The organism is Nocardioides sp. JCM 18998, from assembly GCF_055391535.1.
The window spans coordinates 615,060-629,039 of sequence record NZ_AP043886.1 but is presented as its reverse complement, the minus strand read 5'-3'; the positions used below and the strand labels follow the sequence as shown (position 1 = coordinate 629,039).

12 protein-coding genes are annotated in these 13,980 nt (G+C 72.5%); 8 read left to right on the top strand and 4 right to left on the bottom strand.

Annotated features, from left to right (window positions below; translation table 11 throughout):
* Positions 1 to 34: 34 nt before the first annotated feature.
* The 4 genes from ACZ5L9_RS02990 (at position 35) to ACZ5L9_RS02975 (ending at position 4,816) form a co-directional block, all read left to right on the top strand.
* The gene (locus tag ACZ5L9_RS02990) at positions 35 to 1,012 is read left to right on the top strand and encodes an aliphatic sulfonate ABC transporter substrate-binding protein (RefSeq protein ID WP_464533637.1); all 978 of its coding nucleotides are present in this window, start codon (positions 35 to 37) and stop codon (positions 1,010 to 1,012) included.
* Positions 1,009 to 2,550, top strand: a complete 1,542-nt coding sequence (locus ACZ5L9_RS02985) for a sulfatase-like hydrolase/transferase (RefSeq protein ID WP_464533634.1) — start codon at positions 1,009 to 1,011, stop codon at positions 2,548 to 2,550. The genes ACZ5L9_RS02990 and ACZ5L9_RS02985 overlap by 4 nt, the downstream gene beginning before the upstream one ends.
* Complete coding sequence (locus tag ACZ5L9_RS02980) at positions 2,547 to 3,977, top strand: sulfatase family protein (protein WP_464533632.1); 1,431 nt, start codon at positions 2,547 to 2,549, stop codon at positions 3,975 to 3,977. The genes ACZ5L9_RS02985 and ACZ5L9_RS02980 overlap by 4 nt, the downstream gene beginning before the upstream one ends.
* A gap of 146 nt (positions 3,978 to 4,123) precedes the next feature.
* Positions 4,124 to 4,816 carry a SprT family zinc-dependent metalloprotease gene (locus ACZ5L9_RS02975; protein ID WP_464533629.1) on the top strand — a complete coding sequence of 231 codons (693 nt, stop codon included), beginning with the start codon at positions 4,124 to 4,126 and terminating at the stop codon, positions 4,814 to 4,816.
* Position 4,817: 1 nt separating this feature from the next.
* On the opposite strand, the gene ACZ5L9_RS02970 is transcribed toward ACZ5L9_RS02975, so the two are convergent.
* On the bottom strand, positions 4,818 to 5,786 hold the full coding sequence (locus tag ACZ5L9_RS02970; protein WP_464533627.1) for an alpha/beta hydrolase: 969 nt from the start codon (positions 5,784 to 5,786) through the stop codon (positions 4,818 to 4,820).
* A 48-nt stretch (positions 5,787 to 5,834) separates the two neighbouring features.
* On the opposite strand from ACZ5L9_RS02970, the gene ACZ5L9_RS02965 reads away from it, so the two are divergent.
* Positions 5,835 to 6,386, top strand: coding sequence for a hemerythrin domain-containing protein (locus ACZ5L9_RS02965; RefSeq protein WP_464533624.1), 552 nt, complete (start codon positions 5,835 to 5,837; stop codon positions 6,384 to 6,386).
* A 21-nt stretch (positions 6,387 to 6,407) separates the two neighbouring features.
* On the opposite strand, the gene ACZ5L9_RS02960 is transcribed toward ACZ5L9_RS02965, so the two are convergent.
* Together ACZ5L9_RS02960 and ACZ5L9_RS02955 are read right to left on the bottom strand one after the other, a co-directional pair.
* On the bottom strand, positions 6,408 to 8,072 hold the full coding sequence (locus tag ACZ5L9_RS02960) for a DNA repair helicase XPB (protein WP_464533620.1): 1,665 nt from the start codon (positions 8,070 to 8,072) through the stop codon (positions 6,408 to 6,410).
* Between the two features lie 67 nt (positions 8,073 to 8,139).
* Positions 8,140 to 10,116, bottom strand: coding sequence for a helicase-associated domain-containing protein (locus ACZ5L9_RS02955; protein WP_464533617.1), 1,977 nt, complete (start codon positions 10,114 to 10,116; stop codon positions 8,140 to 8,142).
* Between the two features lie 111 nt (positions 10,117 to 10,227).
* Between ACZ5L9_RS02955 and ACZ5L9_RS02950 the strand changes: the two genes are divergently transcribed.
* Positions 10,228 to 11,706, top strand: coding sequence for an FHA domain-containing protein (locus ACZ5L9_RS02950; protein WP_464533613.1), 1,479 nt, complete (start codon positions 10,228 to 10,230; stop codon positions 11,704 to 11,706).
* A gap of 57 nt (positions 11,707 to 11,763) precedes the next feature.
* Here the strand turns inward: ACZ5L9_RS02950 and lepB are convergent, their stop codons facing one another.
* Positions 11,764 to 12,498: a signal peptidase I gene (gene lepB, locus ACZ5L9_RS02945; RefSeq protein ID WP_464533609.1), complete on the bottom strand. Its 735-nt coding sequence runs from the start codon at positions 12,496 to 12,498 to the stop codon at positions 11,764 to 11,766.
* A gap of 110 nt (positions 12,499 to 12,608) precedes the next feature.
* On the opposite strand from lepB, the gene ACZ5L9_RS02940 reads away from it, so the two are divergent.
* The gene (locus ACZ5L9_RS02940) at positions 12,609 to 13,253 is read left to right on the top strand and encodes an HAD family hydrolase (protein ID WP_464533606.1); all 645 of its coding nucleotides are present in this window, start codon (positions 12,609 to 12,611) and stop codon (positions 13,251 to 13,253) included.
* Entirely contained in the window at positions 13,250 to 13,951 is a 702-nt protein-coding gene (locus ACZ5L9_RS02935; protein ID WP_464533602.1) for a M50 family metallopeptidase, read from the top strand. Before ACZ5L9_RS02940 ends, ACZ5L9_RS02935 begins: the two co-directional genes overlap by 4 nt.
* The last annotated feature ends 29 nt before the right edge of the window (positions 13,952 to 13,980 follow it).

Here is a 13,980-nt window from a genome sequence, read left to right as displayed (position 1 = left end):
CCCTCCGGCCGATCACCCGAAGAAGGAAAACCACATGAAGAAGCTCCTCGCCCTCGCCGGTGCCGCCGCCACCCTCTCGCTGACCCTCACCGCCTGCGGCTCCGGAGGCGACTCCGCGGACGGTGGCACCAAGGTCACGTTCGGCTACATCGGTGACTTCAACGGCACCAGCCTGCTGGCCATCGCCGACAAGGAGGGCCTGTGGAAGAAGGCCGGCCTCGACGTCGACGCGAAGGTGTTCACCGACGGCCCGACCCAGATCCAGGCCCTGGGCGCCGGCGATCTCGACTACGGCTACATCGGCCCCGGAGCCATCTGGCTGCCCGCGTCGGGCAAGGCCAAGATCATCGCGGTGGACACCCTCGGCGGCGCCGACCGCGTGATCGCTCAGCCGGGCATCACCTCGATGGCCGACCTGAAGGGCAAGAAGATCGGCGTCCCCGCGGGCACGTCGGGCGACATGATCCTCGGCCTGGCCCTGAAGAAGGCCGGGATGACCGACAAGGACGTCGACATCGTGCCGATGGACGCCGCGACCATCGTGGCGGCCTTCGACTCCGGCCAGATCGACGCGGCCGGCATCTACTACCCGACCATCGACACCATCAAGGAGAAGGTGCCGAACCTGGTCGAGCTCGCCCAGGACAGCGACTTCGAACAGGACTTCGGCTTCCCGACCGCCTTCGTCTCCGGCGAGAAGCCGGACGCCGCCACGACGGCCAAGGTCGACACGGTGCTGCGCGAGGCGATGGACTACCGCGCCGCCCACACCACCGAGGCGATCGCCGACACCGCCGCGATGCTCAAGCAGACCGTGGCCGCCGTCACCGCCGACGCCAGCCACGACAAGCTGCTGACCTCGGCCCAGCTCGACACGATGACCCAGAACGGCACCGTCGACACCTGGCTGAGCTCGCTGGAGAACTACTTCGTCGGGGCCGGCAAGCTCACCTCGGCGGTCGACCCGAAGACGTTCTACCTCGGCGACGACTTCGTGGCGGCCGGCAAGTGAGCGACGCCGCACCCCACGATCTCGGGAGGTCACCGAAGCGCACCAACGTGCTCTTCTTGATGACCGACCAGCACCGGGTGGACACCCTCGGCGCCTACGGCAACAGCCAGGTGCCGACACCCGCTCTGGACGGGCTGGCCCGCAGCGGCACGCGGTTCGACAGGTGGTACACCCCCACCGCCATCTGCACCCCCGCGCGGGCCAGCCTCCTCACCGGCCAGGCACCGTTCCGGCACAAGGTCCTGGCCAACGCCGAGCGCAACGTCGGGTACGTCGAGGATCTCCCCGAGGACGCCTTCACCTTCCCCGTCGCCCTGCGCGAGGCCGGCTACAACACGGGCCTGATCGGCAAGTGGCACGCCGGCAGCAGTCGCGAGCCGGCCGACTTCGGCTTGGACGGCGTCCACCTGCCCGGGTGGCACAACCCGGTCGACCATCCCGACTACCTGGCCTATCTCGCCGAGCGGGACCTGCCGCCGTACCGGATCAGCGACCGGGTACGGGGCACGCTCCCCAACGGCGGACCGGGCAACCTGCTGGCGGCGCGGCTGCACCAGCCGGTCGAGGCCACCTTCGAGTACTACCTCGCCACCCGCGCGATCGAGCTGCTCGAGCGGTACGCCGCCGACGCCCACCGCGAGGACAAGCCCTTCTACCTGGGGTTGCACTTCTTCGGGCCGCACCTGCCCTACATCGTCCCCGACGCGTACTTCGACCTCATCGACCCCGAGACCGTGGAGCTGCCGCGCTCGATCGCCGAGACGTTCGCCGACAAGCCCCCGGTGCAGGCCAACTACAGCGCGCACTGGACCTTCGACACGATGCCGATCGAGGTGACCCGCAAGCTGATCGCCGTCTACTGGGGCTATGTCGCGCTGATCGACGAGCAGATCCAGCGTGTCCTGGATGCCGCCGAGCGGCTCGGGCTGGTCGAGGACACGGCCGTCCTCTTCACCTGCGACCACGGTGAGTTCACCGGCAGCCACCGGCTGCACGACAAGGGTCCGGCGATGTACGAGGACATCTACCGCACCCCGGGCATCGTCAGGATCCCGGGCGGCCCGCACGGCCAGGTGCGCGAGGAGTTCGTCAGCCTGCTCGACTGCACGGCCACGATCCTGGAGCTCGCTGGGCTGGACGCCGCGCCGGCGGTCGACTCGCGCAGCCTGCTGCCGCTGGTCGCCGGCGAGCATCCCGCGTGGGAGCCGGACCTGGTGGCGGAGTTCCACGGGCACCACTTCCCCTACCCGCAGCGGATGCTGCGCGAGGAGCGCTACAAGCTGGTCGTCAACCCGACCGACACCTGCGAGCTCTACGACCTGCACACCGACCCCGACGAGCTGCAGAACCGGTTCCACCACCCGGAGATGGCGCCGGTGCGCGCTCGGATGATGCGGCGGCTCTACACGCTCCTGCGCGAGCGCGACGACCGCTTCTACCACTGGATGACCTCGATGTACGACGTCGGCGAGCTCGACTACGACCCGATGATGAGTGGGCTGGACGAGTCGACCTACGCGGGGTCGGAGGGACGGTGAGCCGACGGCCCAACGTGGTCGTGATCCTCACCGACGATCACGCGGCGCACGCGATCTCGGCGTACGGCTCGGTCGTCAACCGGACCCCCCGCATCGACGAGATCGGCGAGCTCGGCTGGCGCTTCGCGAGCTGCTTCGCCACCAACAGCCTCTGCTCGCCGAGCCGGGCCTCGATCCTGACCGGCACCTACAGCCACGTCAACGGCGTGACCACACTGGTGACGCCGATCGACGCCAGTCAGCCGACCTTCGTCTCCCAGCTGAAGGCGGCCGGCTACCGCACGGCGATCTTCGGCAAGTGGCACATGGGCGAGGGGCCCGGACACGATCCCGAGGGCTTCGAGGAGTGGCAGGTCTTCCTCGACCAGGGTGAGTACATCGACCCGCAGCTGCTCAGCCGCGACGGCGTACGCATCGTTCCCGGCTACGCGACCGACATCGTCACCGACCTCGCCCTGGAGTGGATCGACTCACTGCCGGGAGACGACCCGTGGTGCGTGCTGGTGTGGCACAAGGCACCGCACCGGCCGTGGGTACCCGACCCGTCCCGGCCGCCCGACCCGGAGCAGGTGCTCCCGCTGCCGCTCACGTTCGACGACGACTACGCCACCCGCACCTCCTCGGCGCGGCGCGCGGCGATGCGCATCGCCGAGCACCTGACCGCCGAGGACCTCAAAGTCGACCCGCCGACGGGCCTGACCTACGAGCAGCTGGCGCGGTGGAAGTACCAGCGGTTCATGGCCGACTACCTGGCCTGCGTGGCGTCGGTCGACGACAACGTCGGCCGGATCACCGACCACCTGCGCGGGCGCGGCGACCTGGATGACACCCTGCTGCTGTACGCCTCCGACCAGGGCTTCTTCCTCGGCGACCACGGCTGGTTCGACAAGCGGTTCATGTACGAGGAGTCGCTGCGGATGCCGCTGCTGCTCAGCTACCCGAGACGGCTGAACGGTGGGCAGGTCTTCGAGGACATCGTCACGAACGTCGACTGGGCCCGCACGATCCTGGAGGCCTGCGACGTCGCACCGCACCCGCGGATGCAGGGCCGCTCGTTCTGGCCCGACCTGATCGGGGAGCCGGCCGAGCCGCCGGCCGAGGGGATGTACTACCGGTACTGGGAGCACGACGACGTCTTCCACAAGGCGCCCGCGCACTACGGCTACCGCACGGAGCGGTACAAGCTCGTCTACTTCTACAACGACGGCCTCGGCCTGCCGGGGACGGGCTCGTGGACCTACCCCGCGGAGTGGGAGCTGTACGACCTCGACGAGGACCCGCACGAGCTGCGCAACGTCGCCGACGACCCGGGTTACGCCGACGTCCGGGCGCGGCTGGAGGCCGAGCTGTGGCGTGCCCAGGCAGCGGTCGGGGACGCGCCGCACCCCGGCCAGCCTCGTCCGGCGCTGCTGGGGGAGGTCGGGTGAGCGACTGCCGCGCCCCGAGCCGCGGCGGCGAGCGGAGCCGGCAGGCGAGAGCCTCCTGACGTTTGGGGCGGGGCGTCGGCTGCCCAGCGATGCGAGTGGGGATGCCTGTGCGAGAACTGTCGGCGCTCCCGTCTAGCGTTCTCGCCATGGAGCTCGCCGACGTCCGCCGTCTCGGCCTCGCGCTCATCAGCGAGCACGGGCTGGTCGGCTGGCGTCTGGAGCTCGACCGGGCACGGCGTCGCGCCGGGATCTGCCGCTACGACACGAAGGTGATCGGGCTCTCCGCGCCGCTGATGCGGCTGTACGACGAGGCCGAGGTCCGCGAGACGCTGCTGCACGAGATCGCGCACGCGCTCGCCGGCGCGCGGGCGAAGCACGGACCGACGTGGCGGGCGATCGCGCTCCGGATCGGCTCGACGGGGGAGCGATGCGTCTCCGTCGAGGCGCCTCGCGTGGCAGGGGCGTGGGTCGGGACCTGCCGATACGGCCATGCCGTCGACCTGCATCGCCGCCCGCAGCGGGTCCGGTCCTGTACGCAGTGCAACCCGGGCGGCTTCTCGCCCGACCACATCCTGGAGTGGCGCTTCCGCGGGCAGGCCGCGGAGATGCACCCGGCCTACGTCGCCGAGCTCGCCCGCATCCGTACGGCCTCGGCGCAACCCGCGCTCCTCCCGCCACCGGTCACGCGGGTGAGTGTCGGCGCCGCCATCCGGATCACCGCCCGCGGCCGCTTCCACGGCACCGTCGGCACGGTCGTGAAGCGCGGCCGCACCCGCTATCACGTGAGGATCCGCGGCGGCCTGGTGACGGTGCCGTTCGCCTATGTGGAAGCGGCGTGACTCAGACGAGCCCGCGCAAATAGGCGCCGATGTGATCGGCGGCGTCCTGCGCCACCGGCACGACGCCGGGCAGCGACAGGTAGCCGTGGATGCCCGGACCGTCGCGGCGCACCGCCACCTCGACACCGGCCCGGCGCAGCACCTGCGCGTACCGCAGACCGTGATCGCGCAGCGGGTCGTGCCCGGCGACCACGATCAGCGTCGGCGGCAGTCCCTCGTGCGATGCCGCGCGGATCGGCGAGGCCCGCCAGTCCTCGTCGCCGTAACGCTCGCCCATGTAGAGCCGCCCGAACCTGTGCATCTGCTGCTGCGTCAGCACGGGCGCCTCGGCGAACTCCTCCTCGGACGGATAGCGCTCGTACATCTCCACGGCCGGGTAGATCAGCACCTGCGCCCGGATCGGCGCCGACGAGGGCCCGATCCCGCCGGCGTCGCGCGCCATCAGGGAGACCACCGCGGCCAGGTTGCCGCCGGCCGAGTCGCCCATCACGGAGATCCGCTCGTGATCGCCGCCGAGCTGGACGGCGTTCGCCCCGATCCACTGCAGCATCGCCCAGGCGTCGTCGACGGCGGCGGGGTAGGGGTTCTCCGGTGCGAGCCGGTATGACGGCGAGATCACCATCGCGCCCGTCGAGGCGGCCACCCGCGAGGCCAGCCAGGCTGACTGCTCCGGCGCGCCGAGGCACCAGCCGCCGCCGTGGAAGTTGACCACGATCGGCAGCTGGCCGGTCGCGCCTTCGAGCCGGTGGATCAGGATCCGCTGGGTGGAGCCGTTGATCCGGACGTCACGCGCGCTCTGGCGGACGCCCGGTGCGATCTCGCCGAAGACCTTGCGTCCCACGAAGGTCTCGCGGAGCCGGTCGCGCCGCCCGCGCAGGGTGACCATCTCGTTGGCGTCGGCGGGCTCGGGCGCGAGCCGGCGCAGGATCGCGGCGAAGGCGCGCGTACGGAAGGCAAGGGGTTCGGGCACGCTGGCATTGTGCCGAATGAATCCGGCGCGGCCCGGCAACTGAGGCCCATGATCACCACCACCGTCGACCTCGGCCGGCCCATCGCCGGCGACGTCGTCGACCTGATCGTCGACGACCACCGCCTCTTCGAGCAGCTCCTGCGCCAGCTCCGCGACCCCACCCAGGACCGCGACACGGTCCGCAGGGCGTTCGCCGACGTCCTCATCGCCCATGGCGAGGCCGAGGAGGAGCTCGTCTACCCGATCCTGCGCCGCAGGACCGCCGACGTCGGCGAGCACGAGGTCGAGCACGGCGAGGAGGAGCACGCCGAGGGCAACGAGGCCCTGCTCGCGGTCCTCGAGCTCAAGGGCACCGACACCCAGGCGTTCTCGGATGCGACCGAGGAGCTCAGCAACCTCATCACCCATCACATCGCCGAGGAGGAGCTCACCATCCTCGCGCCCGCGCGCACCGAGGTGAGCGAGCGGGTACGGCGCGACCTCGGCGCCCAGTGGGCCGCGCGCCGCAACGAGCTCATCGACGCCCACTGCGGCGCGATCGCCAACGTCCGCCGGATCGTCGCGAAGGCGAAGCGGGAGGGTGTGCTCGAGGACGCGTGACCCGCCGCCGACGGGCCGGCCTCAGAGGTCGTCCGCGTCGACGATCCGGTACGCGTACCCCTGCTCGGCCAGGAACCGCTGCCGGTTGGCCGCGAAGTCCGCGTCGACCGTGTCGCGCGAGACCACCGTGTAGAAGTGCGCGGTCTTCGGCGTGCCGTCGGGCCCCGGGGTCCCAGGACGCAGCAGCCGACCCAGCCGCTGAGCCTCCTCCTGTCGCGACCCGTAGGAGCCCGACACCTGGATCGCGACCTCGGCCGAGGGCAGGTCGATGGAGAAGTTGGCGACCTTGGAGACCACCAGCAGCCCGACCTCGCCCGACCGGAAGCCGTCGAACAGCCGCTGCCGCTCCTTGACCGACGTCTCGCCGGAGATGACCGGGGCAGGCTCGCCGTCGATGCCGAGCGCGGTGCTCATCTCCGCCAGCTGGTCGAGGTACTGCCCGATCACCAGCGTCGGCGCGCCGGCGTGGCGCTCCACGAGCCGGCGGACGACAGCGACCTTCTCGCGAGCGCACGACGCCAGCCGGTAGCGCTCCTCGGGCTCGGCCGTCGCGTAGGTGAGGCGATCGGCGGACGGCAGCGATACCCGCACCTCGACGCAGTCGGCCGGCGCGATCCAGCCCTGCGCCTCGATGTCCTTCCAGGGCGCGTCGTAGCGCTTCGGCCCGATCAGGGAGAACACGTCGCCCTCGCGCCCGTCCTCGCGCACCAGCGTCGCGGTCAACCCGATCCGTCGCCTCGCCTGCAGGTCGGCGGTCATCCGGAAGATCGGTGCCGGCAGCAGGTGCACCTCGTCGTAGACGATGAGGCCCCAGTCGCGCGCGTCGAGCAGCTCGAGGTGCGGGTACGCGCCCTTCCGTCGGGTGGTCAGCACCTGGTAGGTCGCGATCGTGACCGGCCGGATCTCCTTGGTCGTCCCGCTGTACTCGCCGATCTCGTCGGCGCTCAGCGACGTGCGACGGACCAGCTCGTCCTTCCACTGCCGCGCGGACACGGTGTTCGTGACCAGGATCAGCGTGGTCGCCGAGGCGTGCGCCATCGCGGCCGCGCCGACCAGCGTCTTGCCGGCGCCGCAGGGCAGCACGACCACGCCGGATCCGCCGTGCCAGAACGACTCGGCCGCCTCCTGCTGGTAGGGCCGCAGCGACCAGTCCTCGGTCTCGAGCGCGATCGGGTGGGCCTCGCCGTCCACGTAGCCGGCGAAGTCCTCGGCCGGCCAGCCCAGCTTGAGCAGCGCCTGCTTGAGGTTGCCGCGCTCCGAGCCGTGCACCGCCACGGTGTCGTCGTCGATCCGGGCCCCGAGCATGCCGGCGACCTTCTTGGCGCGTAGCACCTCCTCGAGCACCGGCCGATCCGAGGACGCCAGGACGAGGCCGTGCACGGGGTGCTTCTCCAGTCGCAGCCGGCCGTAGCGCGCCATCGTCTCGGCGATGTCGACCAGCAAGGCATGCGGCACCGCGTAGCGCGAGAAGGTCAGCAGCGTGTCGACCACCTGCTCGGCGTCGTGGCCGGCGGCACGCGCGTTCCACAGCCCCAGCGGGGTGAGCCGGTAGGTGTGGACGTGCTCCGGGGAGCGCTCCAGCTCGGCGAACGGCGCGATCGCCTTGCGACAGTCCGAGGCCCGGGGGTGGTCGATCTCCAGGAGCAGCGTCTTGTCCGACTGGACGATCAGGGGGCCGTCGTTCACCCGCCAAGGATACGGAGGGGGTTGTGAGTGCCGGCGAGGCGCGGGCGCGGCGCTCGGCTGCACAACCTCAGGTCGGACGCACCGAGGAGATCCGGTGCACTGCGAACAGCCGCTCGTCGTCGGCGCGTGCGTCGTGCGCCCGCAGCTGGCCGCCGTCGACCGCCAGTGGCTGGATGACGCGGTCCGAGCGGGTGCCGTGGTTGTCGACGTAGCCGATCACCACCGGCGCTCCCGCGTCGATCGCCTCGCGCAGGGCCGCCAGTGCGCCGCTGGGGTTGAGCGCCTCCGCGGACGCCGGTCGCGCGGCGGCCGCCTGGTCCCCGGCCCGTACGGCCGCGACGACCGCGGACACCCGGGCCGCATCCCGCGCAGCGCCCACGCCCTCGACGCTGCGCCGCGGCGTACGCGATCGCTGCGCGTCGGGGCGGGCCACGTGCACCGAGCCGTCGGCTGCCTCGACCACCGGCGCGATCCCGGCCTCGCGCAGCCGGGGGAGGAGCACGTCCAACGGGGTGGAGGAGATCAGCACCGTCGGCGCCAGCCGCCGCAGCCCCAGCGCGGCGGCGGAGGGGTGATGCAGGATCTCGGTCAGCGCGTGCTCGTCCTCGGCCCGCAGGAACGCCTCGGCGAAGCCGACCCGCACCACGCCGAACGTCCGTGCGGTGTCGTCGATCAGGTAGGTCAGCGGCTGCGGAACCGGTGTGCGCGACACCTCCGCGACGAACTCGTGCAGCTCCGCCGCCGACCAGCCCAGGTCCATCGCCCGGCGCACCGAGTGCGGCGTGAAGCGGTAGACGGTCGCGCCACCGCGCGACTCGACGTCGGCGGCCACGCCGAGCCGGCGCGCCAGCATCGTCTCCAGCGGGCCGGGCGCGACGGCGGTCAGGTCGGCCTGCAGCAGGATGTGGTCGACCGGGTCGGGCAGCAGCCCGGCCAGCGCCTTCGCGACGGCGACGTCGCCGTCCGCGAGGAGGACACGGGCGTACGACGCGATCCCGCCCAGCGCCGTCACCCCCAGCGCGGCCGACTCGGTGAACGCCCACGCGATCTCGGCCGGACGCGACAGGGGGCGGCGAGGTCGCAACCAGGCCAGGTGCGCCAGCACGGACGGCCCACCCGTGCCGGCCGCGAGCACCTCGCCCGGCTCGAGCCCGGCCATCGCCGCCAGGGTCATGCGCCGGGTCTCGGAGATGGTGGGGGAGACGAGGTCGGCGACCAGCGCGTTCCACGCCTTGCCGGCGGCGTCGCGCTGGCCGATCAGCCCCGGCGTACGTGCCGTGCCGAGCCACGCCCGTGCGAGCACCGCCCAGCGGGCAGCGGGCGCCTCGTCGATCCAGGCGTCGTAGGAGACGGTCGGCAGCCAGGCCAGGTTGCCGTCGTGATCGGGACCGGTGGCGAGCAGCCCGGCCGCCGCTGCCACCTCGATCAGCAGCGCAGCGGTCGGCTCGTCGACGTGCAGCCGCACCGCCGCCGCCTTGAGGTCGCGGACCGCGAGGCCGCCCGAGCGCAGCGCCGCCGGAGGCACCGCGCCCCAGCCGTCGAGGAGGAGCTCGACGCGGCGTACGGCCTCGAACGCGGCGCCGGCCGCAGCCCGGTCGACCAGGGCGGCGTCGCGCGGCGAGGTGACCAGCGCCGGCGGGCCATCGGCGGGGCCGTCGAGCGTGACGTCCGGCGGGGTCAGGGGCAGGTCGGCGGCGCCGGTCACCGCACGCAGACCCGCGCTCGACTCCCACACGAGCGCGAGGTCCTGCAGCCGTGCCAGGGCGGCCGTCGCGCCGGTGGCCTCGGCGGCGACCGCCGCGACGACGGAGGCCACGGTGGCTCTGCCCTCCCTCAGCACCGCGTCGAGGACGGTGAGCTCGAGCCGGTCGAGACCGTCGAGGGACCGCAGCAGCGACGAGCGCGTCGCAGCCCGTGCGGCGAGCTGGGCCGAGTCCAGAGGGGCGGGCGTGGTCAGGTCTGGCCGCGCCGTGAGCAGCGCGGAGAGCCGATCCTCCGGCCAGGCACGGAGCTGATCGGCGAGCGAGCGATACCCCACGTCCATCCCGCTCAATCTATCGGTGCGCGCCCTCCGTGGGCGCGATGTGGTGGGATGGGCCGAACGAGACCACGACCTGGCCGCCCCGCGGCCTCGTCCCGAGCAGAGAGTCCACCCGTGATCTCCTATCGCCCCGGTACCTGGTTCGGCATCGTCGGCGAGCACGCCACCGTGCTGCTGCCGCCCTCGGAGAAGGCCCGCGCCGGTGCGCTGTGGGTGCTCATCGACGACGGCGCCGGATTCGACGAGGTTCTCGACGCGCTGCTCGCCGACGGCCTGCGCGCCCTGCCCGGCTTCGTGCTGCTGACCGACGACGGCACCACCACCCGGATCGTCGTCCGTGGCCCGTCGCGGGCCGTCTTCGACACCCTCGGCGGCGAGGCCGTCGTGGAGGGCTCCGCGTCCGCGACCTGGGTCGAGAAGACCCTGCGCGACGTCACCGGGCTCTCCGTCGTGCTGGAGGAGAGCCACGAGCCGCTGCTCACCCTGCGCCACGGCCTGGTCCGCCTCGCCGCGCTCGCCTCGCCGGCCCGAGCCGCCTCCACGCCCGCAGCCTCCGCGCCGGCCGTGTCACCCGCCTCGGTGGCCGCGCCGGCTCCGATCCAGGTCGCGTCCGCCGAGGAGTCCGAGCCGTCCGGCGCGTACGCCGCCGTGCTGCCCTTCCCGGCGGGCATCCCCGCCGCGCCACTGGTGCCGCCGGTCCCGCCCGTGCCTCCGGTCGACCCCGACCCGCTGGGCCTCGGCGATCTGGGCTTCGGTGCCTCTGCCACGGAGCCCGAGCCCGGGCCGGAGCCGGAGGCGTACGAGGCGCCCCTCGACGAGCTCTCCGAGGAGCTCGACGTGCCGTCCTGGGCGTCGGCGTCCAACGAGCCGGCCGACGAGGCCGCGACGCTGGCCGAGGAGGACGAGGCCTGGGGCGACGAGCCGACCGGCGTGATCCCGATCATCCCGGCCGGGATCGTGGACGAGTTCGGCAACGAGCCGACCGGCCCGATCTCCGCCGAGCCGCCCGCCTGGACCCCACCGGTCCCGCCGGTCCCACCCGTTCCCGTCGCGCCGGTCGAGGCGATTCCCGGTGCCGTGCCGCCTCCGCCGCCGTTCCCGCCGGTGCCCCCGATCCCGGGTGCGGCCCCGATCCCGCCCGCACCGCTGACCCCGCCGGCGCCGCAGGGCGACCACGACGGTCTGACCCCGGTCGGCGAGCCCGAGCTGGAGCAGCCGTCCACGCCGGCGGCCGCCGAGCAGAGCGTCGCGCTGCTGGAGTTCGCGCACGGCGAGCGGGTCGACGTCGACCGTGTCGTGATCGTCGGCCGTGCCCCCGAGGCCGGCCGGTTCAGCCAGGCCGAGCAGCCGCGCCTGGTCGCGGTGCCGAGTCCGCACCAGGAGATCTCCTCGACGCACATCGAGATCCGTCCGGGGTCCGGCGTGGACCACGGCTCGGCGGTCGTCACCGACCTGGGCTCGACCAACGGCACCGTCGTCGTCCAGCCCGGCCTCGGACCCGAGGAGCTGCGTCCGGGCGTTCCGGTGCCGCTGGCGCCGGGCGCGCTGATCGATCTCGGCGACGGGATGACGATCCGCGTCAGCCAGCCCTGAGCTCGACCACGCGAGCCTCCTCACCTGACATCGCGTGTCCGGTGAGGAGGCTCGGTGCTACGGGCTCGGGATCGCCTTGAAGTCGGCAGGTCGGTGGATCAGCTTGGCGTCGCTCGCTGGCCACACGACCGCGAAGACCTTGCCGACCACGTCGGAGATCGGGACGTACGCGTTGCTCGGGTCGCAGCCCGCGTCCCCGGACGTACACAGGTGGTAGGAGCTGTCCGCTGACTCGCCGCGGTTGTCGCCCATCACGAAGAGCCTCCCCTTCGGCACGGTCGCGGTCCAGCCCTCGCAGCCGGCCATCGGGCCGTTGCACTGGCTCTGCGGCGCGATGTAGGAGCTCTCGTCGAGGGCGTGGCCGTTCACGCTGATCCGGCCCTGGTCGTCGCAGCAGACGATGGTGTCGCCGGGCAGGCCGATGACGCGCTTCACCAGGTGACCGCCGGCCGGGTAGAGCCCGATCTTGGACAGGAACGACCCGACGCCGCTGGTCGGGCCCGCGTCCTCCTCCGCGGGCAGCCAGCCGCCCGGGTCCTTGAAGACGACGACGTCGCCGCGGCTGGGTCCGTTGCTTCCCCAGTACGACGGCTTCTCCACCAGGATCCGGTCGTTGACCGGTGAGCCCGGGCCGCCGCGCAGCCCCGGCTCCATCGAGCCGGAGGGGATGTAGAAGGCCTGGACGAAGAAGGTCTTGACCACCACGGCCAGCACGACCGCGACCAGGACCAGCACGACGGTCTCGGCCACGACCCGGACAGGTCCGGACTTCCCCGCTTCGTCTCGTGTCACGTCGGGGACCATATCCGTCGCTTGGTCATCGATCACCCTCCGCACCCGGCATCGGCGGGTGCCCCGGCGCTGGTGCCGCTGCCGTCACGGTGGTCGCATACGCTGGCGGCATGTCGCCCCAGCCCGCCACCTCGCCGCTGGTGGTCGGCTTCGACCTCGACATGACCCTGATCGACACGGTCCCCGGCTTCGGCCCGGTGTTGGTCGCCCTCGGTGACGAGCTCGGGATCGACCTCCCGGTCGAGACGATCACCGCTCGGCTCGGGCCGCCGCTCGACATCACCCTGGCCCCCTACGTCCCGGCCGAGCGGATCCCGTACGCGATCGAGCGCTTCCGGGCGCTCTACCCGGTCTCGGTGCCGAGCGTCCCCGCACTGGCCGGCGCGCACGACGCCATCGCCGCCGTCTCCGACCGCGGTGGACGGGTGCTCGTGGTGACCGGGAAGTTCACCGCCAACGCCCGGCTCCACCTCGACCACCTCGACCTGGTCGCCGACCACCTCGAGGGCGAGGTCTGGGGTGTCGGCAAGGCGGCCGTGCTGCAGCGCGAGGGCGCGAGCATCTACGTCGGCGACCACATCCACGACGTCGAGGGCGCGCTCGCCGCGGGCATCACGAGCGTCAGCGTCCTCACCGGCGGCTGCTCCGCCGAGGAGCTGCGTGACGCCGGGACGCACGTCGTCCTCGAGACGCTGCACGAGTTCCCCGACTGGCTCGCCGACCACCTGCGCGACACCGCCAGCACCACCGCGTGATCGAGCGGTTCTGGCACCAGCTCACCTCCACCCAGCCCGTACCGGACCTGCGGTGGGTGCTCGCGACCGGTGTCGTCGCGCTCGTGCTCGTCGGCCACCACCGCACGTGGCCGTGGATCCGGCTTGCCGTCACCGTCGTGCACGAGGCCGGACACGCGCTGGTCGCGGTCCTCGTCGGGCGCCGGCTCGCCGGCATCAAGGTCCACTCCGACACCTCCGGGGTGACGGTCTCGCACGGCCGGCCCACCGGCCCGGGCATGGTCGTGATGCTGATGGCCGGCTACCTCGCGCCTGCCGGTCTCGGCATCGGCGCCGCCCTGCTGCTGACCCACGGCCACGCCCTCGCGCTGCTGTGGCTGCTGATCGTGGTCCTGGTCGGCGTCCTGCTCTGGGTCCGCAACGGGTACGGCCTGCTCACCGTGCTCGTCCTCGGCGCCGCCCTCGCCGCCGCGACCCACTACGCCTCCCCGCACACCCAGGCGGTGATCGCGACCCTGGTCGCGTGGTTGCTGCTGCTCGCGGCGCCGCGTCCGCTCGTGGACCTGCTGCGCCGTTCCGCTCCGGAGCGGCGCGGCTCGGACCCCGACCAGCTCGCCCGTCTCACCCATCTGCCGACGGTGCTGTGGGTCCTGCTGCTCCTGGCGGCCAGCCTGGCCGGGCTGTTCATCGGTGGCGCGACGCTGGTCCCGCGCCTGTAGGGTCATCTCCAAGCCCGCTTCGGCGGGCA

Coding starts and splice junctions, on each gene's coding strand:
- ACZ5L9_RS02990 (WP_464533637.1), top strand. CDS start 35: ATGAAGAAGCTCCTCGCCCTCGCCGGTGCCGCCGCCACCCTCTCGCTG.
- ACZ5L9_RS02975 (WP_464533629.1), top strand. CDS start 4,124: ATGGAGCTCGCCGACGTCCGCCGTCTCGGCCTCGCGCTCATCAGCGAG.
- ACZ5L9_RS02965 (WP_464533624.1), top strand. CDS start 5,835: ATGATCACCACCACCGTCGACCTCGGCCGGCCCATCGCCGGCGACGTC.
- ACZ5L9_RS02955 (WP_464533617.1), bottom strand. CDS start 10,116: ATGGACGTGGGGTATCGCTCGCTCGCCGATCAGCTCCGTGCCTGGCCG.
- ACZ5L9_RS02940 (WP_464533606.1), top strand. CDS start 12,609: ATGTCGCCCCAGCCCGCCACCTCGCCGCTGGTGGTCGGCTTCGACCTC.